Consider the following 18,442-nt stretch of genomic DNA (forward strand, 5'->3'; position numbering starts at 1 on the left):
GCAGTATGCGCAAAACATGACAAAGACTGCGACCGAAATAGTGGCAAAATGGCCGTAAAATGTCCAATTTTGTGCCTTATTCTCGCTAGAATGAGGTTGAGAATAGTGTGTGTTTTGTAAAGTATAAACAATATTTTAACTTTATGTGTGCATGTGTTGTTTGGTAGTTCAGTGCCAGGGCCTGTCGGCTTGTTTGTTTTTCGTTTCCTGCGTTCGTGGGTTGTAGTTGCATGTGCATGGGGAAACAGCTTTCAGTTTGCAGCAACGATAAGAAACTATTCAACAGCGCTTGCGCCACAAAATATGGCTACAGCCCTGCTACTTATAGCCTTCAGTGGAGCTTGTACCGCCAAGCAGTGGGTATTTTGCCGCCAAGCAGCGGTTAAGAATGGCCTGTTGGTCTTTGCGGAACTATGCCATTCGCAACATAGTTGCGGCCTTTTCTCTGTTGCAAGCATGCAATAAGCGTGTGGGCAGCGGACACACTTAGATTGCCTTTACCAGTAAGTGGCATTGTGTTCCACTTGAAAAACAAACATTATTTTTTACACTTTTCTACACCAACTTATCGATTTTTTGTATAACTTTGCTACGTATTACACCTTATTATATAACTAAACCCATTTTAAGCTTATGTACGACGAAATAGGACTGTTCATTTTCCCGCTGATATTCGGCTTTGTTGCTGTGGTAATAGCTGTGCGGCTGAGCGTGAACAGCAAATTCGAAGAGCTGTTCTTTCAGTTCAAAGTGATGCAAAAACGGCTTGAAAGCACAACCGAATCACTCAATAACCTTCAAGAAGAGATTGAAAAAAGATTGCCACAAGGCGTTGCTACGAATGCAGGCAACCATGCAGAAGAACAAAAAGATGCCATTGAAACGCCACCACAAGCGGCAGGCAACGGTCCTTGGGCTACGCATACAGACCTACCAACAGGCGAAGACACGCACCAAGAAAGCGTGGAAGAGCCAGTCGCAGAGGTTACAACGCTGAGCGAACAGCAGCGTGTGGGTGCCCCAGTTGCCACTGTTGAAGTGCCTGTTCAGGGCGTGAATGTGCTTGCGAACGCGCCCGAAGGAGAGCCACAGCCGACAGAAGGCGAACTGCAAGGCACAGACAGCAACCTACATCAGGCGGAAACGCCGACCACTTGCGAAGTTGAAACATCGCAAGCTGGTGCAGAACTGCAAGACAACGATGCCGAACAGCAAGACGGCGACAACGAAACTCAGGGTGTTGACAACGAACAGCAAGCCGACAACACCGAAGAACAACGCGAAAACGCAGCCCAAGAGCAGCCGCAACTGCATGTACCGGTGGCTGCCTTTGTGCAAGACGAAACCGAGCAAGAAAGGGTTGAGCAAGCGCAAGAAGAGCCTGTTTTGACTGGTAGAGCCTATTTGGAGGCAAAGTATAAGCATGCTGCAACCAAAGGCAAGGCTGTAAACGGCTCCGCAATGGGTGCAGACAACGAAGACGGAGGTTTCAACTACGAGAAGTTTATCGGCGAAAACCTCTTCGGTAAGATAGGTATCTTGGTATTTGTGCTGGGTATTGCCTTCTTTGTTAAATACGCCATCGACCAGAATTGGATAGGCCACACCATGCGCACAGCCCTTGGCTTTGGCGTAGGTACATTGCTTTTGGGCCTGGCTTGGAGGCTGGGCAAGCACTATCGTGCGTTCAGTTCGCTGTTGGCTGGTGGCGGATGTGCCGTGTATTACGTCACCACGGCCATTGCTTTCCATTATTATCAGCTGTTCTCGCAGTCGGTTGCCTTTGGCATCATGGTGGTTGTAACGTTGTTTATGGCTTGGACGGCTCGGCATTACGAACGTCGCGAATTGGCCATGACGGCCATCGTGGGCGGTTTCCTCGCGCCATTCCTCACCGCAACAGGTACGCCCAACTTCCTTTTCTTGTACGTATATATGGTTATTTTAGGTCTGGGCAGCCTCTATCTTTCGTGGGGAACGCGTTGGAACGAATTGCCTTTGATAAGCACGGCAGCCACGTATTTGGCTTTATTGTTAATCGGTAAAGACCTTGTTGAACTGTCTTGGGGCGTTCATATCTTGTTCTATGGCCTATTTTGGGCCATCTCTACGGCAAGCTGCTTTACGCTTTTGCGGCGCGGAATGGTACCTTTGTTTACGGGTTTCCACATCGCTACGATGATATTGAGCAGCATGTTCACCATCTTTCTTGTGGCTGTGCAGGGCGACGACGAATATTATGAAAATGGTTTCACCGCCCTTACGATGGGTGCGGCCTACATAGGCTTGCATCTTTGGCTAAGATATAAGGAGCGGACCAAGGATGCAACGCAGGCCATATTGCTGGCCTTGGGCTTGGTTTACGTTTCTGTTTCGTTGCCTTTGTTCTTCTCTGGCGCGGTGCTCACCGTTTGTTTCTCGGCCGAAATGGTGCTGTTGCTTTGGCTTTATTGCCGACTCGACATGGGTGTTTACGGCATTGCATCGGGGGCTGTGATGGTTGTTTCGATACTTGGCGAATTAAGTCAGTTGCTCCTTGCCAATGCTCCAGAGGTGAGCACGCCCGTGTTCAACTCCAATTTCATGTCTACCATCTTCCGCGGTCTTTGTTTCTTGGCCTTCGCCCGCATCATGGACCGCAACAAAGAGAAGCTTGAAGCTTACTATGTGCCTTTAAACCACATTATCTATGGAGCGGGTATTATTACCATTTACGCCTGTCTCAGCATGGAAATGGACTTGTTCATCCCATCGCCCACCTACAATGCGGTAGTTACCTTGTTGCGCATAGGCACGTTGTTTGCCATTGCCGTGGGGTTCGGTCGCCGTTATCCGGCCGGCAAGTATGGTTGGTTGTACGCCGTTTACATGTTCGTGGCCATGTTCCTTATTGCAGGCGACGTGTTCTACTACGGCGAATATACCACGCCCATGGCGGCCATAGGTGTGCAATGGCTGGGCATTGCTTGCGGCATAGGGCTTTTTGTGCATGCGAGCAGAAACTATTACAAGCAGGCAGAACGGTCGACAAAGCTTTTCACGGTGTTTCTTAACGTGTCGGCCACCTTGTTGTGGGTAAGCATGGTGCGCGCCTTGCTGATGCAGATGGGGGTAGAACAGTTCAGCGCACCCCTGTCTCTGTCGCTCGCGGCCGTGGGAACGTTGCAAATGGCCTTGGGTATGCGCCTGCCAAACAAAACGATGCGCTTGCTGAGCATCGCCACTTTTGGTTTTATCATTGCGAAGTTGGCCCTTTACGACGTATGGCGTATGCCTGCCGTTGGCCGCATTGTGGTGTTCATTATCCTTGGCGCACTGTTGCTCACGCTGTCGTTTATGTATCAGAAACTGAAAGATACGCTGAACCTTGGCGGAGAAAACGAGGACCCGAACGGCCTTGATACACAGCTGCATGAAGCATCCGACGATGCAGAAGACAGCCACGAATAGAGTGAACCTATTGCACGATAGATATTATCTGTTTGTGACAGCCAATATTGTTAATAACTTTGCAGTCGTAATAAAATAACGAACAAATGTTTTTAACCAACTTATTTTTAGCAATTATGAATATAACAATGCCAACTCTTCCATACGCAGCCAATGCGTTGGAGCCTGTTATCAGCGAACAAACGATAAATTTCCATTACGGAAAGCACCTTCAGAACTACGTTAACACCTTGAATACGCTTATCCAAGGCACTGAGTTCGAGGGCAAGAGCGTTGAAGAAATCGTGAAGACTGCTCCCGATGGACCTATCTTCAACAACGCAGGGCAGACGCTTAACCACACCTATTACTTCTTGCAGTTTAAGTCGCCTGTTAAGGGTAACGAGCCTACTGGCAAGATTGCAGAGGCTTTGGTGCGCGACTTCGGTAGCGTTGAGAACTTTAAGAAGGAGTTCACGCAAGCAGCTGCAACGCTCTTCGGTTCGGGTTGGGCATGGCTGTCGCAAGATAAAGACGGCAAATTGGTTATCACCAAGGAGGCTAACGCCGGCAATCCTCTACGCCACGGCAACAACCCATTGTTGGGCATAGACGTTTGGGAGCACGCTTACTACTTGGATTACCAAAACCGTCGTGCGGACCACTTGGCCGCTTTGTGGGACATCATCGACTGGAAAGTTGTTGAAGGTCTTTTGAAGTAAGCCTTTCGTTGCACGCATTCATCGTGAAATAGATTTCCAAAACAACAGTTAAAACAAAATCATAGAACGCTTGTCGGACGTCGTTGGGGCGCGGCTTTTAACAAGAACGCGCCAACAACGGCACCGACGACAAAAATAATTAATACACATTATGCAATCAATCATCAATTCATTGCTGCCCGAATTTAAGGTGCAAGCTTATCAAAATGGCGAGTTCAAAACCGTATCTAGCGAAGACGTAAAGGGCAAATGGGCCGTTTTCTTCTTCTATCCAGCAGACTTTACCTTCGTTTGCCCCACCGAGTTGGTTGACTTGGCAGAGAAGTACGAAGAGCTGAAGAAGATGGGTGTTGAGGTTTACTCGGTTAGCTGCGACACGCATTTCGTTCACAAGGCTTGGCACGACGCTTCTGACAGCATCAAGAAGATTAACTATACCATGCTGGCCGACCCACTCGGCGTACTGGCTAAGGGCTTTGGCGTATTCATCGAAGAAGAAGGTATGGCTTACCGTGGCACTTTCGTTGTTGACCCAGAGGGCAAAATCAAGATCGCCGAAATTCAAGATAACAGCGTAGGCCGTAACGCCGAAGAGCTTGTTCGCAAGGTTGCTGCTGCTCAGTTCGTGGCATCTCACCCTGGTGAAGTTTGCCCCGCTAAGTGGAAGCAAGGTGCTGAAACGCTGAAACCCAGCATCGATCTCGTTGGCAAAATCTAATTTAGAGCCACACGTTTAGGTGTTTGAACATTGCGAACAAGTACCTATATATTTACCAGTTGCCCCATCTCTCCCCATTGGGTGGGGAATGGGGCAACTTATTAGAACAAACGCCCCAACACAATTTATCATTTTAGTAGAGTTATAAAACATATCAACGCATTAGGAACGGCCTAGAAATCGCTTGAAATTGATTTGATATCTGGGATAACTAGAAGTCTAGATGATGGAAATAAGGGGATTAAAAAGCACTTATTCCCCCTCTTCTAGTGCGCCTGTTCCAAGCGTTTTAAGCATATAAATACTCCTTAAAGAAACCAACACTATGCTCGATACCTCGATACTCAAACAAGTTAGCGACGTGTTCGCCGGCTTAGAAAACGACTATGTTCTTGACGTTCGCACCGACGCATCGCGCGCCGAATCGGCCGAACTGAAAGCATTCGTAAACGATTTTGTGTCTACTTCGGCACATTTGTCGGCCAATTTCACCGACACCAACGACGCCCAACTGTCGTTTTCGCTGCTTAAAGGCGGCCAACCAGTGGGCATAACGTTCCGCGGTATTCCCAACGGACACGAGTTTACATCGCTACTCTTGGCCGTTCTCAATGCCGACGGTAAAGGAAAGAACCTACCCGACGAGGCTATCAGCAGAAGAATTGCAAACCTCAAAGGAGAAATTAAGCTACAAACATACGTGTCGTTGACGTGTACAAACTGCCCCGACGTGGTGCAAGCACTCAACATCGTGGCATTGGCTAACAGCAGGGTGAGCAGCGAAATGATTGACGGAGCCCTCTTCCAAGATGAAGTTGCACGATTAAACATACAGGCTGTACCTGCTGTTTATGCCAATGGCGAGCTTTTGCACATCGGTCGCGGCGACCTAGGCGAACTTCTTGGCAAGCTTGAAGACATGTTTGGCAGCGAAGAAGACAGCAATGCCGAGCCCGTTGAGCGCCAATTCGACCTCGTTGTTATCGGCGGAGGGCCTGCTGGTTCTGCTGCCGCCATTTATTCGGCACGCAAGGGATTGAAGGTTGCCGTGGTAGCTGGTCGCATTGGTGGTCAGGTTAAAGACACTGTCGGCATCGAAAACTTGGTGTCGGTGCCCCAAACTACGGGTGCACAGCTTGCAGACGACTTGCGTTCGCACATCGGACACTACCCCATAGAGATATTCGAGAACCGCAAATTGGAGCGTGTAGACTTCTCGCAATCGCCCAAACGCGTGTATGCTAAGGGTGGAGAGGTGTTTGTAGCGCCTGCCGTTGTTGTTGCTACCGGCGCAAGTTGGCGACGTCTTAACGTAGACGATGAGGCTAAATACATGGGTAAGGGCGTTCACTTCTGCCCGCATTGCGATGGGCCTTTCTATAAAGGAAAGAACGTGGCCGTAGTTGGCGGTGGTAATTCGGGAATTGAAGCAGCTATCGACCTTGCAGGTATCTGTAACCATGTAACGGTACTTGAATTTGCCGACACCTTGCGCGCCGACACGGTTCTGCAAGACAAAGCGGCCTCTATGAGCAACATTGAGATATTCAAGTCGTCGCAAACAACGCAGGTTTTGGGCGATGGTAACCACGTAACAGCCATTCGTGTCAAAGACCGCACCAACGAAGAGGAACGCGAAATAGCTCTCGATGGCGTATTTGTGCAGATTGGTTTGGCTGCCAACACCGAGCATTTCCGCGATGCGCTGCCGCTAAACGAAAGGCGCGAGATTGTGGTTGATGCCACTTGCCGAACCAATATTCCCGGCGTTTACGCTGCTGGCGACTGCACAAACGTGCCTTATAAGCAGATTGTTATCGCTATGGGCGAAGGCGCAAAGGCCGCACTCTCGGCGTTCGACGATAGAATTAGGGGCATTATCTAAGTTGTTTCCCATGCACGAGCGTAGCTTGTTCCACTTATAAGACAAGGACTAAAACATCCCCACTCAAGATTTTTTATCTATATTTTTGTGAATAGAGCGCTCTCGCCTTCGGGTGGGGGCGCTCTTTTTATTGGGCGAAAAGGCGTTTAAAGGTGAAAGGGTGAAAAGGTGAAAAGGTGAAAAGATGGCTCGCGCCCACTAACTTATCAACTCGTTACCTCGTCCACTCCCTTCGTCTTTCCCACTCCACAAAAAAGGGGATGTGCCGTTGCAGGCCATCCCCTAACTATTAATTGTTTTAGAAATTTTATTCTTCCACAACCGAGAAGTCGTCTTTTCCTACTCCACAGATGGGGCAAACCCAATCTTCGGGAATATCTTCGAAAGCCGTTCCAGGTTCAATACCGCCATCGGGATCGCCCACTGCGGGGTCGTAAATCCAGCCGCAAGTCTCGCAAATGTACTTCTTCATAATCTTTTCGCTTTTAATTTGTTTATAATGAATTTATATTTTAATAATGAAATCAACCAACGGCAGGCCCATCAGCCCATTGCCGCGGTATATTTTGTTATCCAACAAGTTTCTTGTTATCGCTTATTCAGCACGCGTTTCACCCTTTCGTACACCATTTCGGGCGAGATGGTGCGCAAACAAGCTAGGTCGCCACGCAAACAAGGTTTGTTTCCGAATATGCTGCACGGCCTACAAGCCAAGTCTATCTGCACTGCATTCTGCGGTTTTTGCCCCCAACCCATAAAGCCCGCATAAGGATGGGTGGCGCCCCAAATGCTAACCACAGGCGTATTAACCAGCGAGGCGAAGTGCATGTTGGCACTATCCATGCTTATCATCACGTCTAGGTGGCTCATCAACACCAACTCTTGCGCTATTCCACCAAGCACTGCCGAGGCATTAAGGCACTGCGGATTGCGTTCTACGATGCCGTTGAGAATGGGATCTTCGTCGGGTCCCTTGCCAAAAAGGAACACACGACACGAAGGATGGTCCCTTACAATCATCTTTATCACCTTTTCGAGCATCTCAGGCGGATACACTTTCTGCTTGTGAGCCGCGAAGGGTGCAACGCCAACCCACTCTTGAAAAGCCTTCTTTACGCCTATTTCGGCAGGAAGAAGGCGCAAGTTGCCGCCTTGTGGAGGAAAGATAGAGGTGAAATCCATCTTTATGGGATAGCCCAGCTTGGCAAAAACGTCGGCATAGTTTTGGAAAGCCGTAGGCAAAGGCACCAGCCGTTTGTTTGTTTGTGCCACCAGTTTCTTGCGTTCGTTGCGGTGTTTGTCGATATGTTCCACCCGATAACGCCCAAGGTTGAACCGCAATCGCAAATAGCCAGAGCGCAACACATTGTGCAAGTCGGCCACGGCAGTGATGTTCTTAGCAACGATGCGCTTGTACAACTTGTTTAAACCGCCAACCCCGTGATATTCCTTCTTAATGTCGGCTCCCATAAATCCCACGTTAGGAGCAAGCCCTTCGAATAATGGGCGCGCAAAGGGTCGACTTAAAAACGTTATCCGCAACTCAGGGTATTGTTTCGCCAAAGACTGAACCACAGGGACAGTCATGGCAACATCGCCCATGGCCGAGAAACGGATGATAAGGATATGTTCGGTCTTCACACTGATGTGGGTATTAGTTTTTTTGCTTGGCAGCGAAACGCCCATTGCGTTTAAACGCACCAGAGGCCTTTATTTCTTGTACAACACGGGGTTTGTTGCCGGGTCGTTATACATCTTCATCTGCATATACACCTTCATGTAGATGCGCCCCTGCTCAATATCGGCCAGTAGTTGGTCGATAGCGGTCGACAGGTCGGCCTGTTGTTCCAGTAAGATGTTCAGCTTAGCCTTGCAACGCTCGTGATGTTCGGCATCTACATCCGTACGTTCCACCTGTTCGCGCATGTGATAAATCTTCAATGCGAGTATCGAAAGGCGGTCGATGGCCCATGCAGGACTCTCTGTGTTAAGCCTGGCATCGGCTTGCGGTTTCACATCGGCGTACTTCTGTCTGAAGTAGCTGTCAATCTGCTCCACCAGGTCCGTACGGTCTTGGTTAGAGCGGTCGATGCGCCTTTTAAGGCTCAGTGCCTCTTCGGGATTGATGTGCGGGTCGCGAATAATGTCTTCAAAATGCCATTGCACGGTGTCAATCCAGCATTTTAGATACAGGCGGTTTTCTATCGTTTCCCTTTTGTAGGGGTTGTTGATAGGTGTGTCGATGTTGTCGGTTACGTGGTAGTCACGTATCGCCTGATTGAAAATCTCGTTGCAAAGTTTAGTAAAAGACATATTGTTTTGCGGTTTAAATGTTCGTGGCCTACAAGCTTGTGCGTTTCCTTAGCTTGGGTAGGCGTGGCCTATCTTCTGCAAAAGTGGTGCAAACGCGTGCAGACTATCTTTTGCAAAGATATGTTTTTTATTTTAAATCCGCAATGAAAAGGCGATGAATATTTTCTATTACCATATTGGTAAAATCTTATGTCGCGCATTTGGGGGCAGACTAAGCTGCGTTGTAACCATTTGTTTATGTTTCTCTGGCGTAAGAACCGAACCTCATGCCACAGCCACCGCGTTGCGTTTGATGCAATAAATTAGTCTTAACTTTTAGTATTTCTATCAATAGAGCGGAGTTTGTTACCTTTGTAATGCCTGCACAAGATATTTTAATGCCAACACAATATAAGCACTCATCGCATATGCGAAGTGTAGGAAAAATCTACCCACTAGGCCATTAACTCGCGAAAACCCAACAACCACCGAATGTATCTACCCTTCAACTTACAAGCATATCAACCCCAAACTCGCAAGTTCATCAACTCACAAACTCAAGACCTCAAAGCTCCCATTGACTTATAACCCCATCAACTTACCAACTTAAAGCTCCATCACATTATAAACCCATCAACTCACAAACTCAAAACCTCATCAACTTACCAACTCAACAGCTCATCAACTTACCAACTCAACAGCTCATCAACTTACCAACTCAAAAACTCATCAACTTATAAACTCATCAACTTACCAACTCATAAAACTTAAAAGCGTTGCTTTTATTTTACAACAACGCTCTATTTTTCACTCCGTTCTAGCAAAATTATAGGTTAAAAAGTAGGCAAAAAACCACTATTTCCAGCTTCTCATGTCTGTTGTTTTGTCTATTTTTAGGAGAAACACCTGCTTTTTGCACCATTTTGCCTTTCTAGTTTGGCCGAAAGCTCGTAATTTATAACGCCCAAAAACTAACTTTTAGACCCCAAAACCCCACTTTTTAACCACTATTTTGCCCTTTTTAGCCATGTGTTTCATGGTTCTATAAGACTATATTTATACCATTGCAGTGGATTTTTATACTTTTCGGGTCGTATTTAGCGGCAAAAAACACTGCATTTAGCACCATTTTACCTTGCGTTTTGCACCAAAACGCACTGCATTTAGCACCAAAACGCGTTGCATTTAGCACCAAAACGCACATCGTTTTGCACCAAAACGCACCACATTTAGCGGCAAATAGCCCGAAAACAGGTGCAAAGGGCGGTCTTTCTAAATAAATATTCATTCTGCCGCATGCGCATACTAACCCCTTTTTGCATTAAAACAAACCTTCGCGAGAATCGATTTTTTGCGGCAAGGCGGACGATTGGTGACCAAAAAGGGCACTTATAATGTTAAATTTCTGGCAGAAAAATAGACAAAAGACGATTTCCCTGCATATAAGCGCATGGCAAAGGAACGGAAAAAGCGTACGCTTACGGCCACCAGTGTGAGGGCTTGCTGGGCATGCTGCTCACGGGCAGCGGAAACAACATTATGGAAAAGCAGAAGTAATATGGAATTGACAGCCAGTTTTCTGTTTGTGGAAAACCGTAATGAATAACTATTGCCTAGTCAGCTTTTTGAGAAACAACCATTTCTGGACACAGGCGAATGGGGCAGAAAATCAGATTTTATCGTATCTTAGTCTGGTACTTCGTACAAGAGAGACGTGTTTTTCATGGTTTTGCAGCACAAATATTATACAGCCCTTTCAAATTAAAGGTCAATACAACGGACAAGTCAGACCAGTCCGCCCCCGCTCTGATTATACCCCCCTTTCAATTTAAAGGTCAATACAACTTCAATATAAGCGAAGAGCACTTTTCTTATTATACGCCATCGCCCCCGCCTGTTTGCATCAAAAACTCTCCAATTCTTCAGCATACATTTTCCTAAAATGGCGTGCCAACTCTCTTGGCGTTATGTCCTTATCAAACGCTGATAACGCCGTTCGGCGCATAATGCTTACCACGATGTTGCCAGAAGATAGTGTTCGGGCGCGCTTGTTAAGCACATGCCCCGTGCCGTAGAGCAACACAGGCACAATGTCTAACTGAAAGCGTTTGGCTAAATAAAAGGCACCTTGATGAAAACGTTGCACTTTGAGCGAGGCCGAACGCGTGCCTTCGGGGAACAACATCACGCTATATCCGCGTTTAACAAGGTGGGCAATGCGCTGTTCGTTGTCTTCGATGTTGCGCGTAACGGGCAAATACTCGGCAAAACGTATGGCAACGGCATACAGGGGGTTGTACCACACCCACCGCTTGGTGAGTATCACCATGCGCGGCGTTAACGCAAGGATGCAAAGCAGGTCGAGGTGGCTTTGGTGGTTGCTGATAATGATGGAAGGTTGCGCGAAGTCTTCGCCCGCGGGGTTGTCGAAACGCGTTTTTATGCCGGGCAAAAGGCGCAGCAGTGTGCGGGCGATGCGCTGTATAAGGGCATGAAAACGCAGGCGTTCGGTTTCGCTTACGCGATGCGACAGAAAATAAATCAGCATGCCTATCTGCAAAAAGAACATCAACACGAACATCAGCAACAACACGCCTGCCGTGCAAACCACGCGCAAAAGCTTACGCGGCAGGGCATAGACGATGGCGAAGAAGGTGAGGAAGGTGTTTAGCACACTAATTCGGGCGAAGTCTACGCCTGGGCGGAAGTGGCTAACGCGCTCTTCGCGTGGCGGATAATGCACGTTGATGGGGATTGAAATGGTGCGCACGTTGTGCCAAGCGGCAAACACCAGCAAGGCAAGTTCGCTTTCGTATCGGTTTGTTACCAAGGGCAACCAGCGCAACAGGCGCAAAGGGTAGGCGCGAAAACCCGTTTGCGTGTCGGGTAAGCACCTACCTGTTTGCAGCGCAAACCAAAAGTTGCTGAACTTATTGGCAAACTTACTCTGCCCATTCATGTTGCGGTTGTTGGTTTCCGAAAACTTATCGGCATCAAAGCGGTTGCCCACCACAATGGCATTGGGTGCTTGGTGTATGGCTTTGAAGAACAAAGGCAGGTCGGCGGGCGCGTGTTGGCCGTCGGCATCGATGGTGATGGCGTGCGTATAGCCCATGTTTTGCGCCTGTTTAAATGCGCTGAGCAAGGCCGCACCCTTGCCGCGGTTGCATGTATGGGTAACAACGCATAGCTCTGGGAAATGCGTTGCAAGCAGTTGGGCGGTGTCGTCGGTACTTCCGTCGTTCACCACGATGATGTTTGGCGTGTGTTGGGCCACTCCGCGCACCACGCTGGCCAGTGTGGTGGCATTGTTATAAGTGGGTATCACCACGCATACGCGGTTGTTATTCATACACCAAAGACAGTTTGGCAAACACGTGTTCGTTGTTTTTCACCTCCGCTTTTACTAGCCACGTGTTGCCTTCGCATCGTATATTGAGGGCGAAAGTGGGGCAGGGCGTGTCTGTCGGGGTAAGTGGGGCAAGGTATTTCACGTTCTTGGCACAGCTTAGCTGCAAGGGTTTGCCCACCACTTCTTCGGCCAGTTCGCCCACCATTTGCAGTGTGCAGGCTCCTGGCGTGATGGGATTGCCGGGGAAATGCGCCGCGTAGATGGCGTGGTTGGGGTTGAGCCGCACACCGAAAACGTGCTTGTCGGCATCGTGTGTGGCGTTCTCAATGGTGTAAAAGTTATCTTTCAGTTTCATCTTCTGTAGGTTTAAGGGGTTTAAAGCGGTAGGTAATGTGGCGTTTCGGGTTTTCGTATGTCAGCGAATCGCGCGTAACCAGTTGCGGAACGATTTGTTGTAGGTCGTGGCGCAGCACGCGGCGTATGTACCATTTGTTGAGCATGGGCACCAAGTTATATAGCTTTACCTTGCCGTTGGGCATGCAAACGAAGTCTACCATCTTTATCCCGAACTCGTTAAGGATGGCTCCGCGTGGCTGTTGTTCCACGGTGTCGATGATGCAAAGGCCTGTTATGGCGGCCTTTTTAAAGCTTAACTCTACGTTCCAACGCCGACCTTGGGCCGAAAGCGAGGCAACGGAGAACCATAATAGAAGGATGTAAAGGGTTATGGTGCGCATGCGATGGGGTGTGTGATGACCTTAAATCTTAAACTCTTCGTCGCTCACTGCGGCGTTTTTCTTCACCTGATGCAGTTCTATGCGGGTGTTGTCGCCACCCTTTTCGCGCATCTCAACGGTTGTTGCGATAAGCTGTTTGCTGTCGAAAGTGATGACAAGTAGGCTGAACATCTGTTTCATTTCTTTTTTAAGGGGCGTTAGTTGGGCAATCCATTTGTCGCCATCAACAAACATTTGCGTCTTAAACCGCTGCTTGTCTGTAAGGCATTCGCCTGTAACGCTGCTGAGCATGATGCCCGTTATCTCGCGAAACACCTTGTTCTTGGCCGCGTCTATCACGTCTTTGCGTTGCGCGCTCTTCATCAACACCTTCGTTCCGTTAAGGATAAAGGTGTATTGGTAGGGCGAAGTGTACTGCCAACGCAACTTGGAAGGCTGACTGTAACACATCCTTCCCTTAGAAACCATCTTCTGACTAAGCATTTTCAGTGTCTTCGTTTGTGTGAACGAGCACTGCAAACTCTTCGTTTTCTGGGCTACTTCGCCCACCTTCTGCATCATCTCATCGGCCTTTGCACCGCTTACCGCGGTTTGCGCATGGCCTATTAGTGGCACGAAAAGTAATATTATGGATAATATATAGTTCATATCAATTGAATAAATGGAATTATTTACGAGTTTATGAGTTTGTGAGTTTATGAGTTTGTGAGTTTATGAGTTTGTGAGTTTATGAGTTTATGAGTTGACAAGTTTATGAGTTGATGAGTTGACAAGTTAACAAGGTAGTTAGCCCCTCTGCAACAAAGCATTTGGCTTAACTCCTTAAAGGTGAAAGGGTGAAAAGGTGAAAAGGTGAAAGAATGGCTGCGCCCTTTAGAAGGTGAAAGGGTAAAGGGTGAAAGAGTGAAAAAATGGCTAACGCCACCTAGGCATTTGGCTTAACTCCATAACTCCTTAACTCCTTAACTCCTTATCAGAAGCATTTGGCTTAACTCCTTAACTCCTTAACTCCTTAACTCCTCGCTTTTAACTCCTTAACTCCTCACTTTTTAACTCCTTAACTCCTCACTTCTCATCCCTGATAACTCACCATCACCACGCCTGCCATGATAAGTCCTACACCCAGCCAGCGAACCAACGGAACAGCCTCGTGAAAGACAAACACGGCAGCAAGCATGCCCATTACATAGCTAAGACTTATCAGCGGATAGGCCTGACTCAGCGGATAGTGCTTTAAGATGTAGAGCCACAACACCGTTGAAAGGGCGTAGCATATACCGCAAAGCGCGAACCAAAGGCAGGTAAGGGCGCGAGCGAAGAACGCCCACGACCACGAAAAGGCACCAATCTGCTGCAAAGACAGCTTTAATGTTACCTGTATGGCAGCCAATAAGGCCGATTGCACGAGGGCTAATGCGAGTAATTTGAACATAGTTGCCTAACGTCTTCAAGCGAATTGAGGGCGTATTCCGCCCCATCCGCTTCGTTTGTAAGTACCATCGAAAGGGCCGTTTGCCCTTCTTCATCGTGCCATCCCACCAAAGCCGTGTGTAAATCGCCCAAGGCTATTTGTAGCCAAGCATCGGTTAGTGCGCTTTCCAACGAGCGTTGCCCGTGCGCATAGGTGCTGTTATAGCCGTGGCAATGGGTGTGAATGGCAATAAGACTGCTGATGGTGTTGTGCGTTGAGTGGATGAAATTGGTGGGTTTCAAACTCCCCTCGCCGTCGTTAGCCAGTTCGCGAAGAAACTTCTCGGTCTCTTCTACGCAGCCAAGAGCCGTGCCAGTAACGATGGCTTGCGGCTGTTCGATGCCTGAACGCTTTAAGGTAACAAGCGAAGTGAGCAGCGCGCGCCGCAGAACACCGCTCAAACGGCGTGCCACTAACGGCGGGATGCGTGGCAGTTCGGTTTCAGGAATGTCGGCAAACTTCACCACCGTTTTAACATATACGGGGCGTAATGGCGGCGTTTGCAATGGCGTGTTGCTTGTAGATGGTGCCGAAAACACGAGCGATGTGTCGTTTCCGCCAAAGCCAAACGAGTTGCAAAGCACATGTCGAAGCTGCTGTTGGCGCAGCGTTTGCGCCACAGGAACGATGCCGTCGGCCATAGCATGCTGCCAATTGAGGTTGCTGGGGATAAAGCTTTGGCGCATGGCCAATAGGCAAATAACGGCCTCGATGCTGCCAGATGCACTGGTGGTATGGCCTGTTCGCGACTTAGTAGACGACACGGGAGGTACCTTTTCGCCGAAAACACTGTGCAAAGCCGCGCTTTCGCTGGCATCATTGTTGGGGGTTCCTGTGCCGTGAGCGTTCACGTAGTCGATGTCGGCAGGCTGCAAAGCCGCCCTTTTCAAGGCTTGCCGCATGGAAAGTACGGCCCCTATGCCATCGTCTGACGAGGCTGTTTGGTGGAAAGCATCGCAAGCGTTGCCCCATCCGCTAAGCTCTGCCAAGACCTCTACGCCGCGTTGGGCGGCATGTTCGGCCGTTTCGAGCACCACGAATGCTGCTCCTTCGCCCAGATTTAGTCCTGCGCGGGTGTCGTCGAAGGGGCGACAAGGCTCGCCGTCGAGTATCATCAGCGACCTAAATCCATTGAAATGAAAGCGCGAAAGGCATTCTGTTCCGCCCACAACTACTTGCTTGAAACGCCCCGAACGCAAGAGATTTGCCCCTAGGATAAAGGCGTTTGCGGCCGACGAACAGGCCGTGCTGCATGTTGTTACGTAACCGAACGGGCCTACATTCTGCACCATCTCTTGGGTAGAGCGGCCGCAATCGCCCAGCGCATTGTTGCTTTGGGCCGCGTTGAAGTGGCGTTCAACGCAGTCCATATCGGCCACTGTGGTGCCCGAAACCAGGGCAACATCCGCCAATTGCTCGCTGTTGATGCCTGCCATTGCCAACGCCTCGCGCAAAGCTAGTGTGCCAAGGAGCATCGTTCGCGAGGTGTTTGCCGTGCAAGGCACGCCCAACCGCTGGGCCAACTGTTCGTTAGAGAGCTTTACTTCGCCCACGGGCATCTGGCTGTGCTGGGTTTCTAGAAAGCGAACTGGTGCAATGCCGCTGGTGTCGGCCAACAAAGCATGCGCCACTTCGGGCGTGTTTGTGCCGATAGCCGATACAATTCCCGTTCCTGTAACAACAATCATTTCGTGCGGTTCTTTTCTATATACTCGGCCATCGTGTTCACCGAGGCCAAGATTTCTTTACCTTCGGCAGGGTTGTTCAGGCGAATGCCGTATTGTTTCTCCATCAATACGATGAGTTCTAGCGCGTCGATAGAGTCTAATCCCAGTCCGTCGCCGAACAAGGGAGCGGCATCGTCGATGTCTTCGGGGCGCATGTCTTCTAGCGACAAGGCCTCGATTATTTGCTTTTTCAAGGTTTCTTTCAGTTCTTCCATTTTGTATTGTCGTTATGTTTGGGCGCAAGTGCAGTGCTATGCGCCGCTTGGTTTATGCTTACTTGTTTGCCTTTACAGGGCGTGGTGTGGCTTTTTTATGCGCCACGCTCCACATGATATAATGTTATTTGCGCTTCAAAGTGGGTGTCGTCTTCGTATTCCAGCCATCCGCCTACCACCTGTTTGGCCTCTCCGTCCATTGCGGCCGACTGCAACAAGGTGCCCATTTGCGCCTCGTGAAGTTGCGATGCGATGAAGAAAGCCGTTTCGCCGTGCACGTTATGGCGTATGGCCAGTTCGCCAGTGGCGATGTTTGGCAGGGTGTAAACGAAGTGAGCAGGCGACGGGAAGAAGTTGTCGGCTTGCTGAATGGTGCCTTGATACTTGATGTCGCTGGCCAACGAGCCGCTGTTTCCTACGAAAACGATGGCTGCGCTATCGTCTAACGCCATGCTTGGCAGCCCCTCTGTGCCCTTGGTGAGCAGTTCGCCTGCCGCGAAAGCCAGCCTGCTAAGGCCGTCCATCTTGTAAAACTTGGGGTAATCGTTGGCCCATTGCTTGTAGATGGCTGTGAGTAGCGCGCCGTTTGGGTTGTCGATGGCCTGTGTGTGGCCGTCGATCTGCACTTCTTGTGGCGTAATTTGCACGCGGCGGAGCGGTGTAAGCGCGGGCAGTGCCTTGCTTTGGCCCTGCGTTTCGTTGCCGTAGGCCGTGTTTTCGCCCCATTGCCACCTCATGGCAACGTTGCATCCGCCAAAGCCCGACAGCATTTTAACGAACGAACGTTTACTTGTGGGCTGCGCTTGTGCGCTGATAAGCAAGGGCTTGCTTACCCCTAACTCGCTGAAACCGATGGTGGGCAGCACCGTTCCGTCTTCGATAGACATCATCGAAAGGACGGTTTCTAGCACGCCGGCGGCACCCATCGTGTGTCCGTAAATGCCTTTAAGGGCGTTAACGGGTACAGCCGAGAGCCCAGCCCGATGCAAAGCCTTGGCCTCCATCTCGTCGTTATAGGGCGTGGCGGTGCCGTGTGCGCTGACGAAAGCGATGTTCTCGGCATCGTTTACGCCCGTTGCCACCAACGCCCGATAGCATCCTTCGCCCTTTTTCGAGGGACTTGAAATGTGGTAAGCGTCGTTTCTGACGGCTCCGCCCACGATGTGCCATGCGCGTTGGGTTGCTGGTTCAGTGGCCGATAGTATCATCGTTGCCGCCGTTTCGCCGAGGTTTAGTCCGTCGCGATATAGGTCGAATGGCTTGCAAGGCGCTTGCGAGAAGGCCTTGAACGACTGAAACCCCGACACGATGAAGGCCGATTGCACATCGCAACCGCACACAACGACCTGCCGATACTGCCCCATCTCCAACAGACGATGGGCAAAGAGTAGGGCGTGAGCCCCCGAAATGCAGGCGTTGCACACCACATGGGGCGTGTTGGGACTGCCTAACGCCTGGGCAATGGCCGCTGCCGAGGGGGCTATGAGCGTGCGTTGGCGTGGTATGTGGGGCTGATTGGTGGGCGAAAGCAACTCTACATTGCCTTTTGTTGTTGCGAGAACGATGCCCACATCGCTGCTGCTGAGGTTGATTTGGGCTTGTTCGGCGGCCTGTTTTACAGACAATACGACGAGCATCTCAAAGCGCGAGAGGGCCAAACCCACATCACCCACGTGGCTGTTGAAACGTTCCTCCACGGCGTTATCGTCGAAGAGAGATGCCACAAAGCTTTGCGGCAGTGCCCATTTGTCCTTGTGGGTGGTTAGTTTTGTGCGCCCTTGCAGCACGGCGGCGAAGTTTTCTTCGCTCGTCCAGCCCAAGGGCGACGATATGTTGTGTGCAATGCAATGCGTCATCTTTGCTTATATTGCGTCTTCTTTGCTTATATATATAA

15 protein-coding genes are annotated in these 18,442 nt (G+C 49.7%); 4 read left to right on the forward strand and 11 right to left on the reverse strand.

Annotated features, from left to right (window positions below):
- The first annotated feature begins 633 nt into the window (after positions 1-633).
- From HMPREF0670_RS07750 to ahpF, 4 genes are all read left to right on the forward strand, one after another.
- The gene (locus HMPREF0670_RS07750) at positions 634-3,450 is read left to right on the forward strand and encodes a DUF2339 domain-containing protein (protein ID WP_044077964.1); all 2,817 of its coding nucleotides are present in this window, start codon (positions 634-636) and stop codon (positions 3,448-3,450) included.
- Positions 3,451-3,536: 86 nt separating this feature from the next.
- On the forward strand, positions 3,537-4,151 hold the full coding sequence (locus HMPREF0670_RS07755) for a superoxide dismutase (RefSeq protein WP_009230605.1): 615 nt from the start codon (positions 3,537-3,539) through the stop codon (positions 4,149-4,151).
- Between the two features lie 151 nt (positions 4,152-4,302).
- A complete protein-coding gene (ahpC, locus tag HMPREF0670_RS07760; protein WP_009230606.1) occupies positions 4,303-4,869 on the forward strand; it encodes an alkyl hydroperoxide reductase subunit C in 567 nt (188 codons plus the stop codon).
- 325 nt (positions 4,870-5,194) lie between these two features.
- Positions 5,195-6,754 carry an alkyl hydroperoxide reductase subunit F gene (ahpF, locus tag HMPREF0670_RS07765; RefSeq protein ID WP_009230607.1) on the forward strand — a complete coding sequence of 520 codons (1,560 nt, stop codon included), beginning with the start codon at positions 5,195-5,197 and terminating at the stop codon, positions 6,752-6,754.
- 307 nt (positions 6,755-7,061) lie between these two features.
- Here ahpF and rd read toward each other — a convergent pair whose 3' ends face one another.
- The 11 genes from rd to HMPREF0670_RS07820 form a co-directional block, all read right to left on the reverse strand.
- The gene (gene rd, locus HMPREF0670_RS15670) at positions 7,062-7,226 is read right to left on the reverse strand and encodes a rubredoxin (protein ID WP_009230608.1); all 165 of its coding nucleotides are present in this window, start codon (positions 7,224-7,226) and stop codon (positions 7,062-7,064) included.
- Between the two features lie 116 nt (positions 7,227-7,342).
- On the reverse strand, positions 7,343-8,395 hold the full coding sequence (locus HMPREF0670_RS07770) for a glycosyltransferase family 9 protein (RefSeq protein WP_044078054.1): 1,053 nt from the start codon (positions 8,393-8,395) through the stop codon (positions 7,343-7,345).
- A gap of 69 nt (positions 8,396-8,464) precedes the next feature.
- Complete coding sequence (locus tag HMPREF0670_RS07775) at positions 8,465-9,067, reverse strand: DUF4254 domain-containing protein (protein WP_009230610.1); 603 nt, start codon at positions 9,065-9,067, stop codon at positions 8,465-8,467.
- A 1,882-nt stretch (positions 9,068-10,949) separates the two neighbouring features.
- Entirely contained in the window at positions 10,950-12,398 is a 1,449-nt protein-coding gene (locus HMPREF0670_RS07785) for a glycosyltransferase (protein WP_044077966.1), read from the reverse strand.
- Positions 12,391-12,753 carry a hypothetical protein gene (locus HMPREF0670_RS07790; RefSeq protein WP_009230614.1) on the reverse strand — a complete coding sequence of 121 codons (363 nt, stop codon included), beginning with the start codon at positions 12,751-12,753 and terminating at the stop codon, positions 12,391-12,393. The genes HMPREF0670_RS07785 and HMPREF0670_RS07790 overlap by 8 nt, the downstream gene beginning before the upstream one ends.
- The gene (locus HMPREF0670_RS07795; protein ID WP_009230615.1) at positions 12,737-13,135 is read right to left on the reverse strand and encodes a hypothetical protein; all 399 of its coding nucleotides are present in this window, start codon (positions 13,133-13,135) and stop codon (positions 12,737-12,739) included. Before HMPREF0670_RS07795 ends, HMPREF0670_RS07790 begins: the two co-directional genes overlap by 17 nt.
- 21 nt (positions 13,136-13,156) lie before the next feature.
- A complete protein-coding gene (locus tag HMPREF0670_RS07800; RefSeq protein ID WP_009230616.1) occupies positions 13,157-13,783 on the reverse strand; it encodes an outer membrane lipoprotein carrier protein LolA in 627 nt (208 codons plus the stop codon).
- A gap of 424 nt (positions 13,784-14,207) precedes the next feature.
- A complete protein-coding gene (locus HMPREF0670_RS07805) occupies positions 14,208-14,567 on the reverse strand; it encodes an EamA family transporter (protein WP_009230617.1) in 360 nt (119 codons plus the stop codon).
- Entirely contained in the window at positions 14,546-16,294 is a 1,749-nt protein-coding gene (locus HMPREF0670_RS07810; RefSeq protein WP_009230618.1) for a beta-ketoacyl synthase N-terminal-like domain-containing protein, read from the reverse strand. The genes HMPREF0670_RS07805 and HMPREF0670_RS07810 overlap by 22 nt, the downstream gene beginning before the upstream one ends.
- Positions 16,291-16,548: a phosphopantetheine-binding protein gene (locus tag HMPREF0670_RS07815; protein ID WP_009230619.1), complete on the reverse strand. Its 258-nt coding sequence runs from the start codon at positions 16,546-16,548 to the stop codon at positions 16,291-16,293. The genes HMPREF0670_RS07810 and HMPREF0670_RS07815 overlap by 4 nt, the downstream gene beginning before the upstream one ends.
- Positions 16,549-16,643: 95 nt before the next feature.
- Positions 16,644-18,404: a beta-ketoacyl-[acyl-carrier-protein] synthase family protein gene (locus HMPREF0670_RS07820; protein ID WP_009230620.1), complete on the reverse strand. Its 1,761-nt coding sequence runs from the start codon at positions 18,402-18,404 to the stop codon at positions 16,644-16,646.
- Positions 18,405-18,442: the final 38 nt, after the last annotated feature.

Origin of the sequence: Prevotella sp. oral taxon 317 str. F0108 (assembly GCF_000162415.1) — a bacterium.
Lineage (GTDB): Bacteria > Bacteroidota > Bacteroidia > Bacteroidales > Bacteroidaceae > Prevotella > Prevotella conceptionensis.